We start from the raw sequence: 14260 nt of genomic DNA on the forward strand, positions 1-14260 counted from the left end.
TCCGTGAACCGCAGACGCCGCAAGAAGCTGAGCCGTGCCCTGGTCACGGCCGCGATGCTGGGTGACGCCAGGACGGCCGGCCGGCTCCTGCGGCGCGGGGCCCCGCCGGAACTCCCCGACGCGGACGGCACGACACCCCTGTACGCCGCCTCGGTCCAGGGCGCGGCGGACGTCGTGGCCGTGCTGCTGACCGCGGGAGCCCGGCCCGACACCGAGAGCGGCCGCGGTGACGAGGGCACACCTCTGTGCGCCGCCGCCTGCTGGGGCCACACCGGGACGGTGCGTCTGCTCCTCGCCCACGGCGCCGACCCCGCCCTGCGCGAGGACCACGGCGCGGGGCTCGCCGCGCTCGACTGGGCGCAACGGGGCCCGCATCCGGAGACGCTGCTGCTGACCGCGGCGGTGGCCCGTCGCCCGGCTCCGGCTCCGGCTCCGGCTCCGGCTCCGCAGTGAGCATGCGGAACGCGCCGGTCCCCGACCCCTTCACGGGGTCGGGGCCGGCGCGTCGGCGGCGTCGTCGGTCACACGACCGGGCGGCGCCCCCGCCCGCGCGTCAGGCTGTACCCGGCCACGCCCGCGAGGGCGCCGAGCACACCGCCGACGGCGGTCCAGATCCAGCGGTCGGACCACCAGCCGCCGCCCCAGCCGCCGTCGGGCTCGGTGAGACCGGCCGCGACGGGCGAGGCGCCGTCACCGGGCTCCTCCTCGCTCTCCTCGGTCGCGGCCGGTGAGGGCTGCGCGTTGGGGTCGAGGGTGGCGCCCGCCTTGGCCACCGGGGTGAGCGGGGCGGCCAGTTCGCCGTCCACGGCCTGCGAGCCGCCCGCGTCCTTGGACGCGGTGCCGAGCTGGACCTCCACCGGCAGGCCGAGGTCCTGGTCGGCGAGGCGGACCACGGTCAGCCGGATGTAATAGGCGCCTGGCAGCGGGTCGTTGGCCCAGGCCTCCGACCAGGCGCGAACGGTGCGCAGCCGGCAGCTGAGCTCCGCCGTGGCCGCGTCCGCGGCCGCGGTGACGGTCGGCTTGCCCGCGGTGCACGCCTGGTGGCGGCGGAGTCCGTCGTAGACGTCCAGCTGCCAGGTCTGTGCGCCGTGCCGGGAGGCGGACTCGGGGAGCTGCACATTCGCCGAGACCGTGAGGATCTGGCCCGCCTTGACGGGGGTGACCCAGTACAGGTAGTCGCCCGTCGAGGCGCCGGCCTGGGTGGAGGTCACGTCCTGCCCGATGTGCCCCGCGGTGCGGAAGCCCGTACCCGGCTGAGCCGCGGTCTCCGCCGTCCCCGACGACTCCGACCCGCTCGGGCTGGGCGTGGCGTCGTCGGCGACGGCCGTTCCCGCTCCGGTCGCGAGCAGTGCCCCACCGAGCAGGAGTCCGGCCGCGGCCATGCGGATCATACGCGTGCTACGCATCAGTTGGTCCTCCAGACGGCGAGGCGCCAGCGCGAGATCCAGCCCCACAGGATGCCGGCCACCAGGCCGGTGACGGCGAGCAGGGCGAGCAGCCACCAGCCGCGGCCGAGACCGAAGGAGGCGACGTCGGAGGGCTGGTCGGGCGAGGACACGAGGTCGATGCTCAGCTCGACGGGCAGGCCCGGGGTGCGCTTGACGGCGTCGGGCGCGGAGAAGGAGTTGCTGATCTCCAGGCAGACGGTGCGCGCGGTGGCGGCGTCCGCGTCGTCACGCTCGGGCCACGCGTAGCGCAGGCCGGCGGAGATGACGTCGGTGCGGCCGCTGCCCGCGTCGGTGCCGCGGACGAGTTCGCGGCCGCCGCGGGTGACGGCGCGGACGAGCACGCCGTAGTCGCGGTTGACGGCGCGGTCGGCGCCGACGCTGACGGACGTGCGCAGTTCCTGGCCGTCGGTGACGCTCACCCGGTACCAGCGGTGCTCCGCGAACTCCTCGCGGTCGGTGTAGACGCCGGCGCCGAGCAGCGGCGCGTCGGTGCAGGTGCCTGCGCCCTCGGTGACGGTCGGGGTGACGACGACGTTGTTGTCCGCCGCGCGGTCGACGAGCTGTTTGATGCGGTCGGTGAGCTGATCGGCGTGGTCGACGGCGGTGTAGGTGCCACCGGTGGCCTCGGCGATGCAGCTCAGCTGTTCACGGATCTTGGTGGTGGGGACCAGGCCGAGGGTGTCGACCACCAGGTGGGTGCCCTCGGCGGCGAGTTGGCGCGCCACCTCGCAGGGGTCGAGGGGCTGGCAGGTGTCCTCGCCGTCGGTGATGAGGACGATCCGGCGGGTGGCGTCGCCGCCGGCCAGGTCCTTGCCCGCGGCCTGCAGGGCGGGGCCGATCGGCGTCCAGCCTGTGGGGGCGAGGGTGGCGACCGCGGTCTTGGCCTCCGTGCGGTCGACGGTGCCGACCGGGTAGAGGGCCGCGGTGTCCTTGCAGCCGACCCCCTTGTCCTTGCCGGGGTAGTTGGCGCCGAGCGTGCGGATGCCGAGCTGCACTTCCTCCGGGACCGCGTCGATGACCTCGTTGAAGGCCTGCTTGGCGGCCGACATGCGGGATCTTCCGTCGATGTCGTTGGCGCGCATGGAACCGCTCACGTCGAGGACGAGCTCGACCTTGGGGGCCTCGCGCGGCGTCTCCGGCCCGTCGTCCGCGGCGGCCGGTGCCGCGGCCGGGAAGAGCGCGGTGGCCAGTGTGGCCGCGACAGCGCACACTCCCGCCGCCATCCGTTTGGGTATGATCATTGGCGGATCCTATGGAAGATCCGTCGCGGCCCCCAACTCGGCCCAGACCACACGTCCCGTGCCGTCCGCGCCGGTCACCACACCCCAGGCCCGGGACACCGCTCCGACCAGCAGCAGGCCGCGTCCGCACTCCTCGCCGACGTCAGCGACCCGTACCTGAGGGGCGGTCAGCCCCATGCCCTGGTCGGCCACTTCCACGCGCACGACGCCGCGTTCGACCCGGACGGCGCAGGCCACCTTCTCGCCGCCGGAATGGCGCACAGCATTGGTGAAGAGTTCGGACACCACCAGGCCGACATCGTCACAGATCTCCTCGGCGACCCCCCAGTCACGCAGCCGCGCCCTGACGCGCCGTCGCGCCTCGGCGACCGCGGCGCCTTGCGCGGCCAAGAGGAACGCGTCATGGGAGGATGCCACTCCGCTACTATGCGCGCCTGCCCGAATGCATGGCAAGGTGCAATCTGCAATGTGCAAAGCGGTGCCGACATGCTTTGCAACGTCCTGACGCCATGCCAAACTTCCCGTGGATCAGTACGGTTGGAGGATTTCTCGTGAGCGAAGCGCGATCGTCGAGTGCACCTACCGTGCTGCGTGTCGTACTCGGCAAGCGCCTCCAGGACCTCCGCGAGAAGGCCGGCGTCTCGTACGAGGACGCCGCCCACGCCCTTGATGTCACCCACGCCACGATCCGCCGCATCGAGAAGGCCGAAGTCGGTCTGCGCATCCCGTACGTGGAGAAGCTGCTCCAGACCTACGGTGTGACCGACCCGGCGGAGATCGCCAAGTTTTTGGACCTGGCGCGGGAGGCCAACCGCCCCGGCTGGTGGCACCGCTTCCGCGACGTGCTGCCCGAGTGGTTCAGCGCCTTCGTCAGTCTGGAGGGCGAGGCCGAGCTCATCCGCGCCTACGAACCGCACTATGTGCCCGGACTGCTGCAGACCCCTCAGTACGCCGAGGCGGTACTGCGGGCCGGGCGCCCGCACGCCTGCCAGGACGACATCGAGCGCGGGGTGGCGCTGCGCATGGAGCGGCAGGCGCTGCTGGTCCGCGACCAGCCGCCGCTGCTGTGGGTCGTGATCGACGAGACCGTGCTGCGCCGCCCCATCGGCGGCACCGAGGTGATGCGCGACCAGGTCGACCGGCTGATCGAGGTCTGCGGCATGCCCCAGGTCCGCCTGCAGGTCATGCCGTTCGCCTCGGGTCCGCACCCGGCCATGTACGGGCCCTTCCACATCTTCCGCTTCCCGCTTCCGGAACTGCCGGACATCGCGTACGCGGAGAGCCTGATCGGCGCCGTCTATCTCGACGACCGCGAGGACGTCTCCCAGTTCCGCGAGGCCCTGGACCGCATGAGCGCCCAGGCCCTGCCCGCCGAACCCACCCGCGACTTCCTCCAGGACGTCCGCGACCGGCTCTGACCGCCCGCGGGCCGTCAGTCCGCCTGCCGGAACCCCGGCTCGCCACGGCCGGCACGACCACCCCGCGGACAGCCACGCCCCACACGCCCGGCCGGACCGTCGCGTCGCGCCCGGGTGTGTGCGGGGCGTCCGGTGGGAACGGGACCGCGCCGCCGCGGAGGCGTGGCGCTCTACGCCTCCCCGGCCGGTTCGGCCGCATAGCGGTCCCGCAGTTCCCGCTTGAGGATCTTGCCGCTGGCGTTGCGCGGCAGCCCGTCCACGAGCACGACGCGCTTGGGGGTCTTGAAGCCGGCCAGCCGTTCCCGGGCGAAGGCGATCAGCTCCTGCTCGGTGACGACCATCTGCTCGTGTGCGACGACGACCGCGGTGATCGCCTCGATCCACCGCTCGTCCGGCAGCCCGACGACCGCGACCTCGGCGACCGCGGGATGGCGGTACAGGACGTCCTCCACCTGCCGTGACGCCACCAGTACACCCCCCGAGTTGATGACGTCCTTCACCCGGTCGACGACGGTGAAGAAGCCCTGCGCGTCACGCACCGCCAGGTCCCCGGAATGGAACCAGCCGTCGCGGAAGGCGTCGGCGGTCTCCTCGGGTTTGTCCCAGTAGCCCTCGCACAACTGCGGGGAGCGGTAGACGACCTCGCCGGGGGTGCCGTCGGGGACGTCCTTGCCGGACTCGTCGACGACCTTCGCCTCCACGAAGAGCACCGGCCGGCCGCAGGAGTCCATGCGTCCCTCGTGCTCGCCCGGTCCGAGGACGGTGGCCAGCGGCCCGATCTCGCTCTGTCCGAAGCAGTTGTAGACGGCCAGTCCCGGCAGCCGCCCGCGCAGCCGCTCCAGCACCGGGACGGGCATGATCGACGCTCCGTAGTACGCCTTGCGCAGCGCGCCGAGGTCGCGCGCCGTGAACTGCGGGTGGTTGGCGAGCGCGATCCACACCGTGGGCGGCGCGAACAGGCTGTCGGCGCGTCCGGCCTCGACCGCGTCGAAGACCGCGACCGGGTCGGGGCCCTCGATGATGGTGTTCTCCGCACCGACCGCCAGGTAGGGCAGCAGGAAGACGTGCATCTGCGCCGAGTGGTACAGGGGCAGCGAGTGCAGGGGCCGGTCGGTCTCCTTCAGGTCCAGCGCGACGATGGCGCTGACGTATTCGTGCACCAGGGCGCGGTGCGTCATCATCGCGCCCTTGGGGAGGGCCGTGGTGCCCGAGGTGTAGAGCAGTTGGGCCAGATCCTCACCGCTGGGCGGCGTCAGGCCTTCCACGGGCGCGGCGGCCGGCAGCCGCGCGAGCAGGCTCTCCCCGGTGTCGCGCAACGCGAGGGTGCGCACACCCGTCGGCAGCCGCCCGGCGAGCGCGGGGTCGGCGAGGACGAGGGCGCTGCCGGACTGCTCGACGAGGTAGCGCAGGTCCTCGCCCTCCAGGTGGTGGTTGACGGGTACGTGTACCAGCCCGGCCCGCGCGCAGCCGAGGAAGGCGACGAGGTAGGCGTCCGAATTGTGGCCGTAGGCGGCGACGCGGTCGCCCGGCCGCAGTCCCTCGGCGAGGAGCACGGCCGCGGCCGCGGAGACCGCGTCGTCCAGTTCGCGGTACGTCCAGGCGCGGTCGGCGAAGCGCACCGCCGTCCGCTCCGGAACGCGGCGCGCGCTGCGCCGCAGGACTCCGTCGACCGTGTTGCCGTGCGTCGTCGCCACCATGGCGTCAGCGTGGCATCTCCGCCAGCCTCCTGGCGAGATCCTCGACGTGGTCGTGCCAGGCGTCGAGAGCGGCGGAGCGCCGGCCGGCGAACGCGGCCGAGCCTGTGTGGGTGAGGATCAGCCGGGCCCCGTGGCCGGTGCCCTCGGTCAGCTCCCAGCGCACCGTGCCCCCGTGCCGGCCGTCCTGGTCCCAGGCGTACGCCAGCAGGACGGGGGCCCGCACCTCTGCCACCGGGCCGTGGCCGAACTCCCCCGCCGCGAAGCCGCCCGGCACGGTGCCGCCGACCTCGGGCGCGACGACCTTGCCGAGCAGGGTCCGCCAGACCGTCGCTGCGGGCTGGGTGAGCTGCCGTTCGAAGCGCACCCGCCAGCCCTCCTCGTCGCCCGCGGCGCTCGCGACGGTCTCAGTGGTGCCCCGGTCCAGCCCGAACGCACAGACGAAGCTCTCGTGCTTGGCGTTGATGTCCCCGGGCGGGGGCGCTGGGCGGCCGTCCAGGGCGGGGTCGATGCCCGCGATGCAGGTGTCCCAGCCGGAGGCGAAGCTGGCCGCGCCCGGACGGTCGGCGAAGGTGTGGGTGAGGGTGAGTACGGAGCCGGCGGCCTCGGGCTCCACCTCCCAGCGCAGCAGATCGCTGCCCCAGGTGTAGGCGAGCACGCGGGGCGGGTCGACCTCGGTGACCTCGCCGTCGAGATCGGGCATCTCGCCGTGCCGGAAGACGAAGCGCACCTTGCCGCCGGGCCGCAGCTCCAGCTCCACGTCGGAGGGGAACCAGTGTGCAAGGTGCCCGGGTTCGGTCAGGGCCCGCCAGACCTTCTCCGGCGGGTGGGCGAGCCGGCGCACCATCCGCAGGGCGGTGCGGCCGTCCGCGGCGGTGGTCAGTGTCCCGGCGGTCTCGCTGGTCATCGGGGTTCCTCCGTCTCGTCGGGCATTGCGTCCAAGTGCCGCTCCAGAGCGTCGAGTCCGTCGCCCCAGAGCCTGCGGTAGGGGGTGAGCCATGCGTCGACCTCGCGCAGCGGCCCGGGACGCAGCTCGTACCACCTGCGCTGGGCCTCGGCGCGCACCCGCACCAGACCGGCCTCGCGCAGCACCCTCAGATGCTTGGAGGTGCCGGGCTGGCTCAGACCCAGCTGCTCGGTCAGTTCGCCGACCAGCCGGGGACGCTCCAGCAGCAGGTCCAGAATCCGCCGCCGGGTCGGTTCCGCGAGCACGTCAAAGGGAAGGGACACCCTTCGAACATACTCCACCGGCTATATACCTGCAACGGCATGTAAGCCGGAGCGGCAAACCTCCGCTTCGGTGCACACGAGAGAACGCGCAGGGCGCGGGAGGCGACCGTACTCGCTCTGGTGGTGACGTCATGTGAACGGGAGAATGGCGCGCGTGACGATCACCACCGCCGAGGCGGACAAGGTACTGGCCGACAACTTCGCTCCCTGGGTGCGGGATCTGGGCCTGACGGTCGAGGAGACCGGTGAACGCCACGCGATGCTCCGGCTTCCGTGGTCGGACCGGCTCGCCCGCGAGGGCGGCGGCCTGTCCGGCCAGGCGTTGATGGCGGCCGCCGACACCGCGACCGTGATCGCCGTGTCCGCCGCACGAGGCGGCTTCGGCCCCATGACGACCGTCCAGCAGTCGACGACCTTTCAGCGCGCCGTCATGGGCGCGGACGTACTCGTCATCGCCCGCGTCACCAAGCTGGGCAGGCGACTGGGCTTCATCGATGTCGAGATGACGCCGGTGGGCTCCGAGGAGCCCGCGGCCCACGCGACCACCGTGTACGCGTTCCCCGGCTGAGCCGCCGGCGGTCGCGAACGGGGGGCGGTTCTTCACCCGTCTTCGCCGTGCGGAGCCGGGATTTCACCTGAGCGCGGCGTGGTGCACCAGCGCCGCGCCGCCCGCGGGAAACGATTGACCTCCCATCAGATATCAGATGAACGGCGTCCAGCTGGGGTGAAGATGAGCCGACGTTGGGGCCGGGTACGCCTGGCGATCACCGTGGTCCTGGCGCTGGGCACGCTCCTGGCGGGCGCCGGCGGCGCGGTCGCGGCGACCGGCAAGGGCGTGCGCTACGCGGCACGCACAACGATCGCGCCGGGCGTGGACTACCGGCGATTCGACTACACCGGGGGCCACGGCACGGCCCACGGCCACTTGCTGACGGTGGATCTGCGCCGGCGGAACGTGTCCGTCGACCTGCTCTACCCGGGTACCGTCGCGGGCCGCGGCACGGTGTCCCGGCTGGCCGACGCCGCGCACGCCGTGGGCGGGATCAACGCGGACTTCTTCCACATGAGCGAGACCCAGCACCCGGGGGTCCCGGCGACGGGCGCCCCCGTCGGCCCGGCGGTCGCACACGGCCGGCAGCTCAAGGCCGCGGTGCCGTCGAGCCAGCGCTTCGGCCCCTCGCTGCCGCCCGGCACCTCCACCGAGAACGTCCTCGGCATCGGCTTCGACCGCAGGGCCCGCCTCGACCGGCTCCACCTGCAGGGCACCGTGCGCTCCGGCCGGAGCACGGTCGCGCTGCGCGGCTTCAACCAGTACGCGCTGCCGCAGAACAGTGTGGGCGCGTACACCTCCGACTGGGGCACCGCCTCCCGCCGGCGGGCGGTCTGCGGCAGCGACGTCCGCCGGACCGATCCGTGCGTCAGGAACACCTACGAAGTGACCGTGCGGAACGGCCAAATCATCACAGCGCGCGCCGCCCCGGGCCGCGGCGCCATCCCCCCGGGGACGGTCGTCCTGCTCGGCCGCGAGGACGGCGCGCGCGCCCTGCGCGCACTCGTTCCGGGCCGGCCCGTGGCCGTACAGAGCCGGCTGCTGCCCGTCTCCCACCGCGGCGACCTGCGCTTCGCCGTCGGGGGTTACCCGATCCTGCGCGACCGCACCCCGCTGGCGGGACTGGAGAACGGCACGGCGGCGACCCGCACGGCCGCGGGCTTCGGCAACGGCGGGCAGACGCTGTACCTGATGGCCCTGGACGGCAACGCCGAGAGCGGCGCGGGACTGACGGTGCGTGAACTCGCCGGCCTGATGTACGCGCTGGGCACCGACTCCGCCGTCAACCTCGACGGCGGCGGCTCGTCCACCCTGGTCACCCGCTCCCCCGGCGCCTCCCGCGTCACCGTCCGCAACCACCCCACCGGCGGCGTCGAACGCGCGGTCGCCAACGGCATCGGCGTGTTCATGACCCCCGGCTGACCCGGGCCGCCCGTGGCGGCCGGTAAACCGGTGCGGCCGGGACTCAGTCCGCCATGCCGGGTGCGCCCCACAGGGGGAACCAGCGGGTGAGGTCCTCCTCCACGCGCAGGTCGTTCTTGAGCAGGCCGGCCACCTGCAACTCCAGCGCGTTGTCGCGTTTCTGCTCGCCGGGCCGGACGCACAGGGGATAGAACGTGCCGCGCTTGTAGAGGTAGACCAGAGCCAGCGGACGGCCGGAGTCGTCGCGGAAGCCGGCCAGCGAGCAGAGCAGTTGCGGCCCGAAGCCGTGGCTCTCCAGGGCCGAGTTGACCGCGTGCAGATCGCCCACCAGCGTCGGCATGTCGTCCGCGGGATGGCGTGCCACGAGCCAGGTGTAGCCGTAGGCGTCACGTGTGGACTCGACGGGGACGCCGCCCTGTCCGGTGTCGAGGTCGAGCAGTGCGCGGACGTCCTGCTGGACCTCCGCGAAGGCGCCCCCCTCGACGGCGGCGAAGCACACCGAGCCGACCCCGGTCGGCCGGAACCCGGCGCCAGCCTCGAGTGTCACAGCGGCCGACGGCAGCCCGAAGAGCTGGTCCAGGTCGGGCTTGACGGGCTTGCTGCGGCCGAGCAGCGCGTCGAACAGCCCCATCAGCGCCGCCCCAGTTCGGCGGAGATCCGGCCCAGCTGGGCCAGCCGCTGTTCCAGGGTGGGGTGCGTGGAGAGCAGCTGCGCCAGGCTCTGACCGCCGGCGAGGGCCGGGGCGAAGTAGAAGGCATTGAACGGCTCCGCCTTGCGCAGGTCCTCCGTCGGGATGCGCGCCATCTGGCCGGTGACCTTGGTGAGTGCGGACGCGAGCGAGGAGGGGCGGCCGGTGAGCATCGCGGCGGAGCGGTCGGCGGACAGCTCGCGGTAGCGCGACAGCATCCGCGTGAGGAGGAAGCTGACCGCGTACACAATGGCGCTGACCAGCGGTATCAGGATGACGATGATCGTGGTGCCGGGGTCGCGGCTGTTGCGGCCGAGGCCGCCCCACAGCCCGATCCGGGTGATCATGCCGGCGAGTACGCCCAGGAACGACGCGATGGTCATCACCGCGACGTCGCGGTGTGCCACATGCGAGAGCTCATGGGCGATGACGCCCTCCAGCTCGTCGGGCTCCAGCCGGCGCAGCAGGCCGGTGGTGGCGCACACCAGGGCGGCCTTCTCGTTGCGGCCGGTGGCGAAGGCATTTGGCACGTCGCTGTCGGCGATCGCGACCCGCGGCTTGGGCATGTCCGCAAGGGCGCAGATGCGGTCCACCACGCCGTGCAGCTCGGGAGCCTGCTCAGGGGTCACCTCTCGGGCGCCCATGCTGAAGGCGGCGATCCGGTCGCTGAACCAGAACTGGGCGATGAACAGGCCGCCGGCCACGATCAGGATCAGCGGCCAGGCACCACGCAGCAGGGCCAGGAGGGCGCCGACGAAGACCACGTACAGCAAACCGATCATGAACATGGTGACCACCATGCGTGTGGTCAGCCCCTTGTCGGGGGCGAATCGGGTCCTGTCCATGGCCCCTCCCGTGTTCTCGGGACGCCGGCCGCGGCGTCGTGCTCCGCTTCGATTGTGCCTCCGCGGAGGCACGAACGGCGGGGTCGCGACGGCGCGGCCGAAGTATGGGATCAGCGTGCCGCGTCGAGCGTCAGCTTGCCGTAAGTGCGCCGGGCCCGCAGGTCCTCGTGCGCCCGGGCGACCTCGGAGAGCGGGTAGACGCCGCCCTCCTGCGGCCGCAGCCGTCCCTCGGCGGTCATCGCCAGCAGCTCGGCCATGGGCTCGCGGTACATGCCGGGGCGGCCCAGGCAGTGCATCAGCCAGAAGCCGACGACCGCACGCGACCGGCCCATGAGCTGGGCGGCCTGCACGGGCGTGGGCGGGACCCGGGAGGCGAGGCCGTAGGTGACCAGGCGGCCGAAGGGCGCCAGTGCGGCGAGGGATGCGTCGAAGACCGGACCGCCGGTCATCTCCAGGACGATGTCGACCTTCTTGCCGCCGTTGGCCTCGGTCAGGCGCTCCTTGAGGCCCTCGGCGGCACCGTCCAGGGCGACGTCGGCACCCAGTTCGAGGGCCAGGTCGCGCTTCTCCTTGGAGGACGCGGTGGCGATGACCCGGCCCGCGCCGAACTCCTTGGCGAGCTGGACGGCGAGCGAGCCGGTGCCGCCCGCGGCGGCGTGCACGACGACGGACTCGCCCTCGGCGATCCGGGCGGAGGTGCGCAGCAGGTGCCAGGCGGTGAGCCCCTGGACGACCAGGGCGAGCGCCTGCCCGTCGGTGACGCCCTCGGGGATGTCGTGGGCGAGGTACTCCTCGACGACGGCCTTCTGGGCGTAGCCGCCGTTGTCGGTCAGGGCGACCACGCGACGGCCGTCCGGGGTGCGGCCGGCGACCTCGGCCCCGGGGACCAGCGGGAGGGTGGCCTTGGAGAGGTAGGAGTTCTCGACCATGTGCGTGTCGGCGTAGTTGACACCCGCCGAGCCGACCTCGACCAGGAGCTGCCCGGGTCCGGGCACGGGGTCGGGCAGCTCCACCTGCCGCAGCACCTCAGGCCCGCCGAACTCGGTGATCTGGATCGCGCGCACCGCGACTCCCTTCGCTTGCGTCCGTACGTCGTGTCGTCCGGGATCACGATAGCCGTAACACCGACCAGTCGGTATGTGCGGGCGGCGGGACGGCGGGAGAGGCCGCGCAGGCCCTCCGGAGCCGCGCCTCGACGGGCCGTCCGCCCGGTTGTCCACAGGCGTCCGGCAGGTGTCTTGACGCGCAGGTCGGATAATGGATTACTGGTCCCGCCAAAGGCTACCGAACGATCGGTTGGGAAGGGTGGGGGCCATGGACACCGTGGGCGAAGGATTTCGGGACGCGGCCGAACGGATGACCCGGGGCAGGAGCTGGAGGCCGTGCAGCTGCGGCGCCTGCAGGGCACCCTGCGGCACGCGTACGACAACGTGGCGTTCTACCGGTCGTCCTTCGACAAGGCCGGCGTCCGCCCCGAGGACTGCCGCACCCTGGCGGACCTGGCCCGCTTCCCCTTCACCACGAAGGCCGACCTGCGGGACCAGCACCCGTACGGCATGTTCGCCGTCCCGGAGTCGCGCATCCGCCGCATCCACGCGTCCAGCGGCACCACCGGAGCGCCGACCGTCGTCGGTTACACCGAGCGGGACCTGGAGACCTGGTCGGACGTGGTGGCCCGGTCCCTGCGAGCCGCCGGCGCCCGGACCGGCGACAAGGTGCACATCGCCTACGGGTACGGCCTGTTCACCGGCGGGCTGGGGGCGCACTACGGGGCGGAGCGGCTCGGGTGCACCGTCATCCCGGCCTCCGGCGGTATGACCGCGCGGCAGGTGCGGCTCATCGAGGACCTGCGCCCCGAGATCATCATGGTGACGCCGTCCTACATGCTCACGCTGCTCGACGAGTTCGAGCGCCAGGGCGTCGATCCGCGCTCCACCTCGCTGCGCGTCGGCATCTTCGGCGCCGAGCCGTGGACGGAGGCGATGCGTGAGGAGATCGAGCAGCGGGCCGGCATCGACGCGGTGGACATCTACGGCCTTTCTGAGGTGATCGGTCCCGGCGTCGCACAGGAGTGCGTGGAGACCAAGGACGGCCTGCACATCTGGGAGGACCACTTCCTCCCGGAGATCGTGGACCCCGTCACCGACGAGGCCATGCCCGCCGGTGACAGCGGCGAACTGGTCTTCACCTCGCTCACCAAGGAGGCCATGCCGGTCATCCGCTACCGCACCCGCGACCTCACCCGGCTGCTGCCGGGCACGGCCCGACCCGCCTTCCGGCGCATGGAGAAGATCACCGGGCGCTGCGATGACATGATCATCCTTCGGGGCGTCAATCTCTTCCCCACCCAGGTCGAGGAGATCGTGCTGCGTACCGAGGGCGTCGCTCCGCACTTCCAGCTGCGCCTGACCCGCAACGGACGGCTCGACGAACTCACCGTCCGCGCCGAGGCCAGCCCGGAGGCCGGCGCACAGGCGCGCGCGGCGGCGGCCGAGGCCATCGGGCGCGGCGTGAAGGAGGCCGTCGGCGTCACGGTGGCCGTGGAGATCACCGATCCCGAGACCCTGGAGCGCTCCGTTGGAAAGATACGCCGGGTCGTGGACGAACGCACGAGGTAGCGCCGAGGACCGTGCGCGCACGTCATCGCGCCGCGAATCACCGGCCCGGCCGATGAGCAGTGCGGGTCCCGGCCACGTATGGTCGTGCACAGGTACGGCCGGGGCAGGGCGAGGGGAGCGCCTCACGGCGACGCGGGCGACCGCGCCAACCGGAAAGGCGATGAGCATGGTGCGGCGCATCCCAGTGCGTCAGATCCTCGCCGCGGTGCCGCTGCTGCTGGTCGCCGTCGTCGTCCTGCGCCACTGGCCGACCGTCGACGCGGGCACCGACCGGCTGGGCTCCGCGGACCGCGAGTGGCTGCTCGCCGCGGGCGCGGCGACGCTCCTGGCCTGGGTCTGCTCGGCCGCCGCGCAGCAGGGCGCGGTGCTCGAACAGCTCCCTGCGGGACGGCTGCTGGCCACGCAGTTCGCGGCCTCTGCGGTCAACCACATCCTTCCGGCCGGCGTCGGCGGCAACGCCGTCAACCTGCGCTTCCTGCTGCGCTGCGGCCTGTCCCCCAGCCGTTCGGCGGCAGCGCTCGCGGTGCGGGCGCTGGCGGCCTGCGTGGTGCGCGTGGCATTGCTCGCGGCGTTGCTGGCGGTCTTCCCGCACGCGCTCGACCTGCACAAGGTGGTCCCCCTGCGGGCCCACTCCGTGCTGGCCGTGGCGGCCGGCGCGGCGCTGTTCGCCGTGCTCGTGGTCCTGCTGTCGGTCCGCCAGATCCGGCGCCTGGTCTCCTCCTTCCTCGGCACGGTCGTCTCCGACGTCCGCGCCGTGCACGGCAGTTCCTCGCGTGCGGCGGCACTGTGGACGGGCTCCCTGGCCTTCCCCGTGATGCACGCGGCGGTGCTCGTCGCGGTCGTCCGGGCCCTGCACGCGCCGGTGCCGGCCGGGCATGTGGCCCTGGCGTATCTCGCGGGGAGCGCGGCCGCCGCGCTGCTGCCGACACCCGGCGGACTCGGCTCGCTGGACGTCGCCCTGGCCCTCGCCCTGGTCACCGCCGGGGCGACCGGAGTGGCGGCGACCTCCGCGGTGCTCGCGTACCGGATCGTCACCGTATGGTTGCCGTTGCTGCCCGGTGTGCTGGTGCTCGCGGCCCTCGTCCGCCGGCGGGTGCTGTGACCCG

General features: G+C 72.8%; 15 protein-coding genes. 6 read left to right on the top strand and 9 right to left on the bottom strand.

Annotated features, from left to right (window positions below):
- The first annotated feature begins 3 nt into the window (after window positions 1-3).
- On the top strand, window positions 4-453 hold the full coding sequence (locus tag RV983_RS05680; protein WP_475984668.1) for an ankyrin repeat domain-containing protein: 450 nt from the start codon (window positions 4-6) through the stop codon (window positions 451-453).
- A 68-nt stretch (window positions 454-521) separates the two neighbouring features.
- On the opposite strand, the gene RV983_RS05685 is transcribed toward RV983_RS05680, so the two are convergent.
- From RV983_RS05685 to RV983_RS05695, 3 genes are read right to left on the bottom strand one after another with little or no spacing between them, the layout of a single operon-like run.
- Window positions 522-1406 (bottom strand): hypothetical protein, encoded by an 885-nt coding sequence (locus tag RV983_RS05685; RefSeq protein ID WP_475984669.1) that lies wholly within the window; start codon window positions 1404-1406, stop codon window positions 522-524.
- Window positions 1406-2689: a VWA domain-containing protein gene (locus RV983_RS05690; RefSeq protein ID WP_475984670.1), complete on the bottom strand. Its 1284-nt coding sequence runs from the start codon at window positions 2687-2689 to the stop codon at window positions 1406-1408. The genes RV983_RS05685 and RV983_RS05690 overlap by 1 nt, the downstream gene beginning before the upstream one ends.
- Window positions 2690-2698: 9 nt before the next feature.
- A complete protein-coding gene (locus RV983_RS05695) occupies window positions 2699-3106 on the bottom strand; it encodes an ATP-binding protein (protein WP_475984671.1) in 408 nt (135 codons plus the stop codon).
- A gap of 134 nt (window positions 3107-3240) precedes the next feature.
- Here RV983_RS05695 and RV983_RS05700 point away from each other — a divergent pair, with 134 nt between their 5' ends.
- Window positions 3241-4107, top strand: coding sequence for a helix-turn-helix domain-containing protein (locus tag RV983_RS05700; RefSeq protein WP_475984672.1), 867 nt, complete (start codon window positions 3241-3243; stop codon window positions 4105-4107).
- Window positions 4108-4277: 170 nt separating this feature from the next.
- On the opposite strand, the gene RV983_RS05705 is transcribed toward RV983_RS05700, so the two are convergent.
- From RV983_RS05705 to RV983_RS05715, 3 genes are read right to left on the bottom strand one after another with little or no spacing between them, the layout of a single operon-like run.
- A complete protein-coding gene (locus tag RV983_RS05705; protein WP_475984673.1) occupies window positions 4278-5804 on the bottom strand; it encodes a fatty acyl-CoA synthetase in 1527 nt (508 codons plus the stop codon).
- 4 nt (window positions 5805-5808) lie between these two features.
- On the bottom strand, window positions 5809-6708 hold the full coding sequence (locus RV983_RS05710; protein WP_475984674.1) for an SRPBCC family protein: 900 nt from the start codon (window positions 6706-6708) through the stop codon (window positions 5809-5811).
- Window positions 6705-7031 carry an ArsR/SmtB family transcription factor gene (locus RV983_RS05715; protein WP_475984675.1) on the bottom strand — a complete coding sequence of 109 codons (327 nt, stop codon included), beginning with the start codon at window positions 7029-7031 and terminating at the stop codon, window positions 6705-6707. The genes RV983_RS05710 and RV983_RS05715 overlap by 4 nt, the downstream gene beginning before the upstream one ends.
- A gap of 154 nt (window positions 7032-7185) precedes the next feature.
- Between RV983_RS05715 and RV983_RS05720 the strand changes: the two genes are divergently transcribed.
- Together RV983_RS05720 and RV983_RS05725 are read left to right on the top strand one after the other, a co-directional pair.
- The gene (locus tag RV983_RS05720; RefSeq protein ID WP_475984676.1) at window positions 7186-7599 is read left to right on the top strand and encodes a PaaI family thioesterase; all 414 of its coding nucleotides are present in this window, start codon (window positions 7186-7188) and stop codon (window positions 7597-7599) included.
- Between the two features lie 162 nt (window positions 7600-7761).
- Window positions 7762-9003 (top strand): phosphodiester glycosidase family protein, encoded by a 1242-nt coding sequence (locus RV983_RS05725; protein ID WP_475984677.1) that lies wholly within the window; start codon window positions 7762-7764, stop codon window positions 9001-9003.
- Window positions 9004-9046: 43 nt separating this feature from the next.
- Here the strand turns inward: RV983_RS05725 and pspAB are convergent, their stop codons facing one another.
- From pspAB to RV983_RS05740, 3 genes are all read right to left on the bottom strand, one after another.
- Window positions 9047-9634, bottom strand: a complete 588-nt coding sequence (gene pspAB, locus RV983_RS05730) for a PspA-associated protein PspAB (protein WP_475984678.1) — start codon at window positions 9632-9634, stop codon at window positions 9047-9049.
- A complete protein-coding gene (htpX, locus tag RV983_RS05735) occupies window positions 9634-10536 on the bottom strand; it encodes a zinc metalloprotease HtpX (protein WP_475984679.1) in 903 nt (300 codons plus the stop codon). The genes pspAB and htpX overlap by 1 nt, the downstream gene beginning before the upstream one ends.
- Before the next feature lie 110 nt (window positions 10537-10646).
- Complete coding sequence (locus tag RV983_RS05740) at window positions 10647-11600, bottom strand: quinone oxidoreductase family protein (RefSeq protein WP_475984680.1); 954 nt, start codon at window positions 11598-11600, stop codon at window positions 10647-10649.
- A gap of 309 nt (window positions 11601-11909) precedes the next feature.
- On the opposite strand from RV983_RS05740, the gene paaK reads away from it, so the two are divergent.
- Entirely contained in the window at window positions 11910-13154 is a 1245-nt protein-coding gene (gene paaK, locus RV983_RS05745; protein WP_475990232.1) for a phenylacetate--CoA ligase PaaK, read from the top strand.
- Between the two features lie 166 nt (window positions 13155-13320).
- Window positions 13321-14256, top strand: a complete 936-nt coding sequence (locus tag RV983_RS05750) for a lysylphosphatidylglycerol synthase domain-containing protein (protein WP_475984681.1) — start codon at window positions 13321-13323, stop codon at window positions 14254-14256.
- The last annotated feature ends 4 nt before the right edge of the window (window positions 14257-14260 follow it).

The sequence above is a fragment of the Streptomyces sp. RLA123 genome, assembly GCF_056270165.1.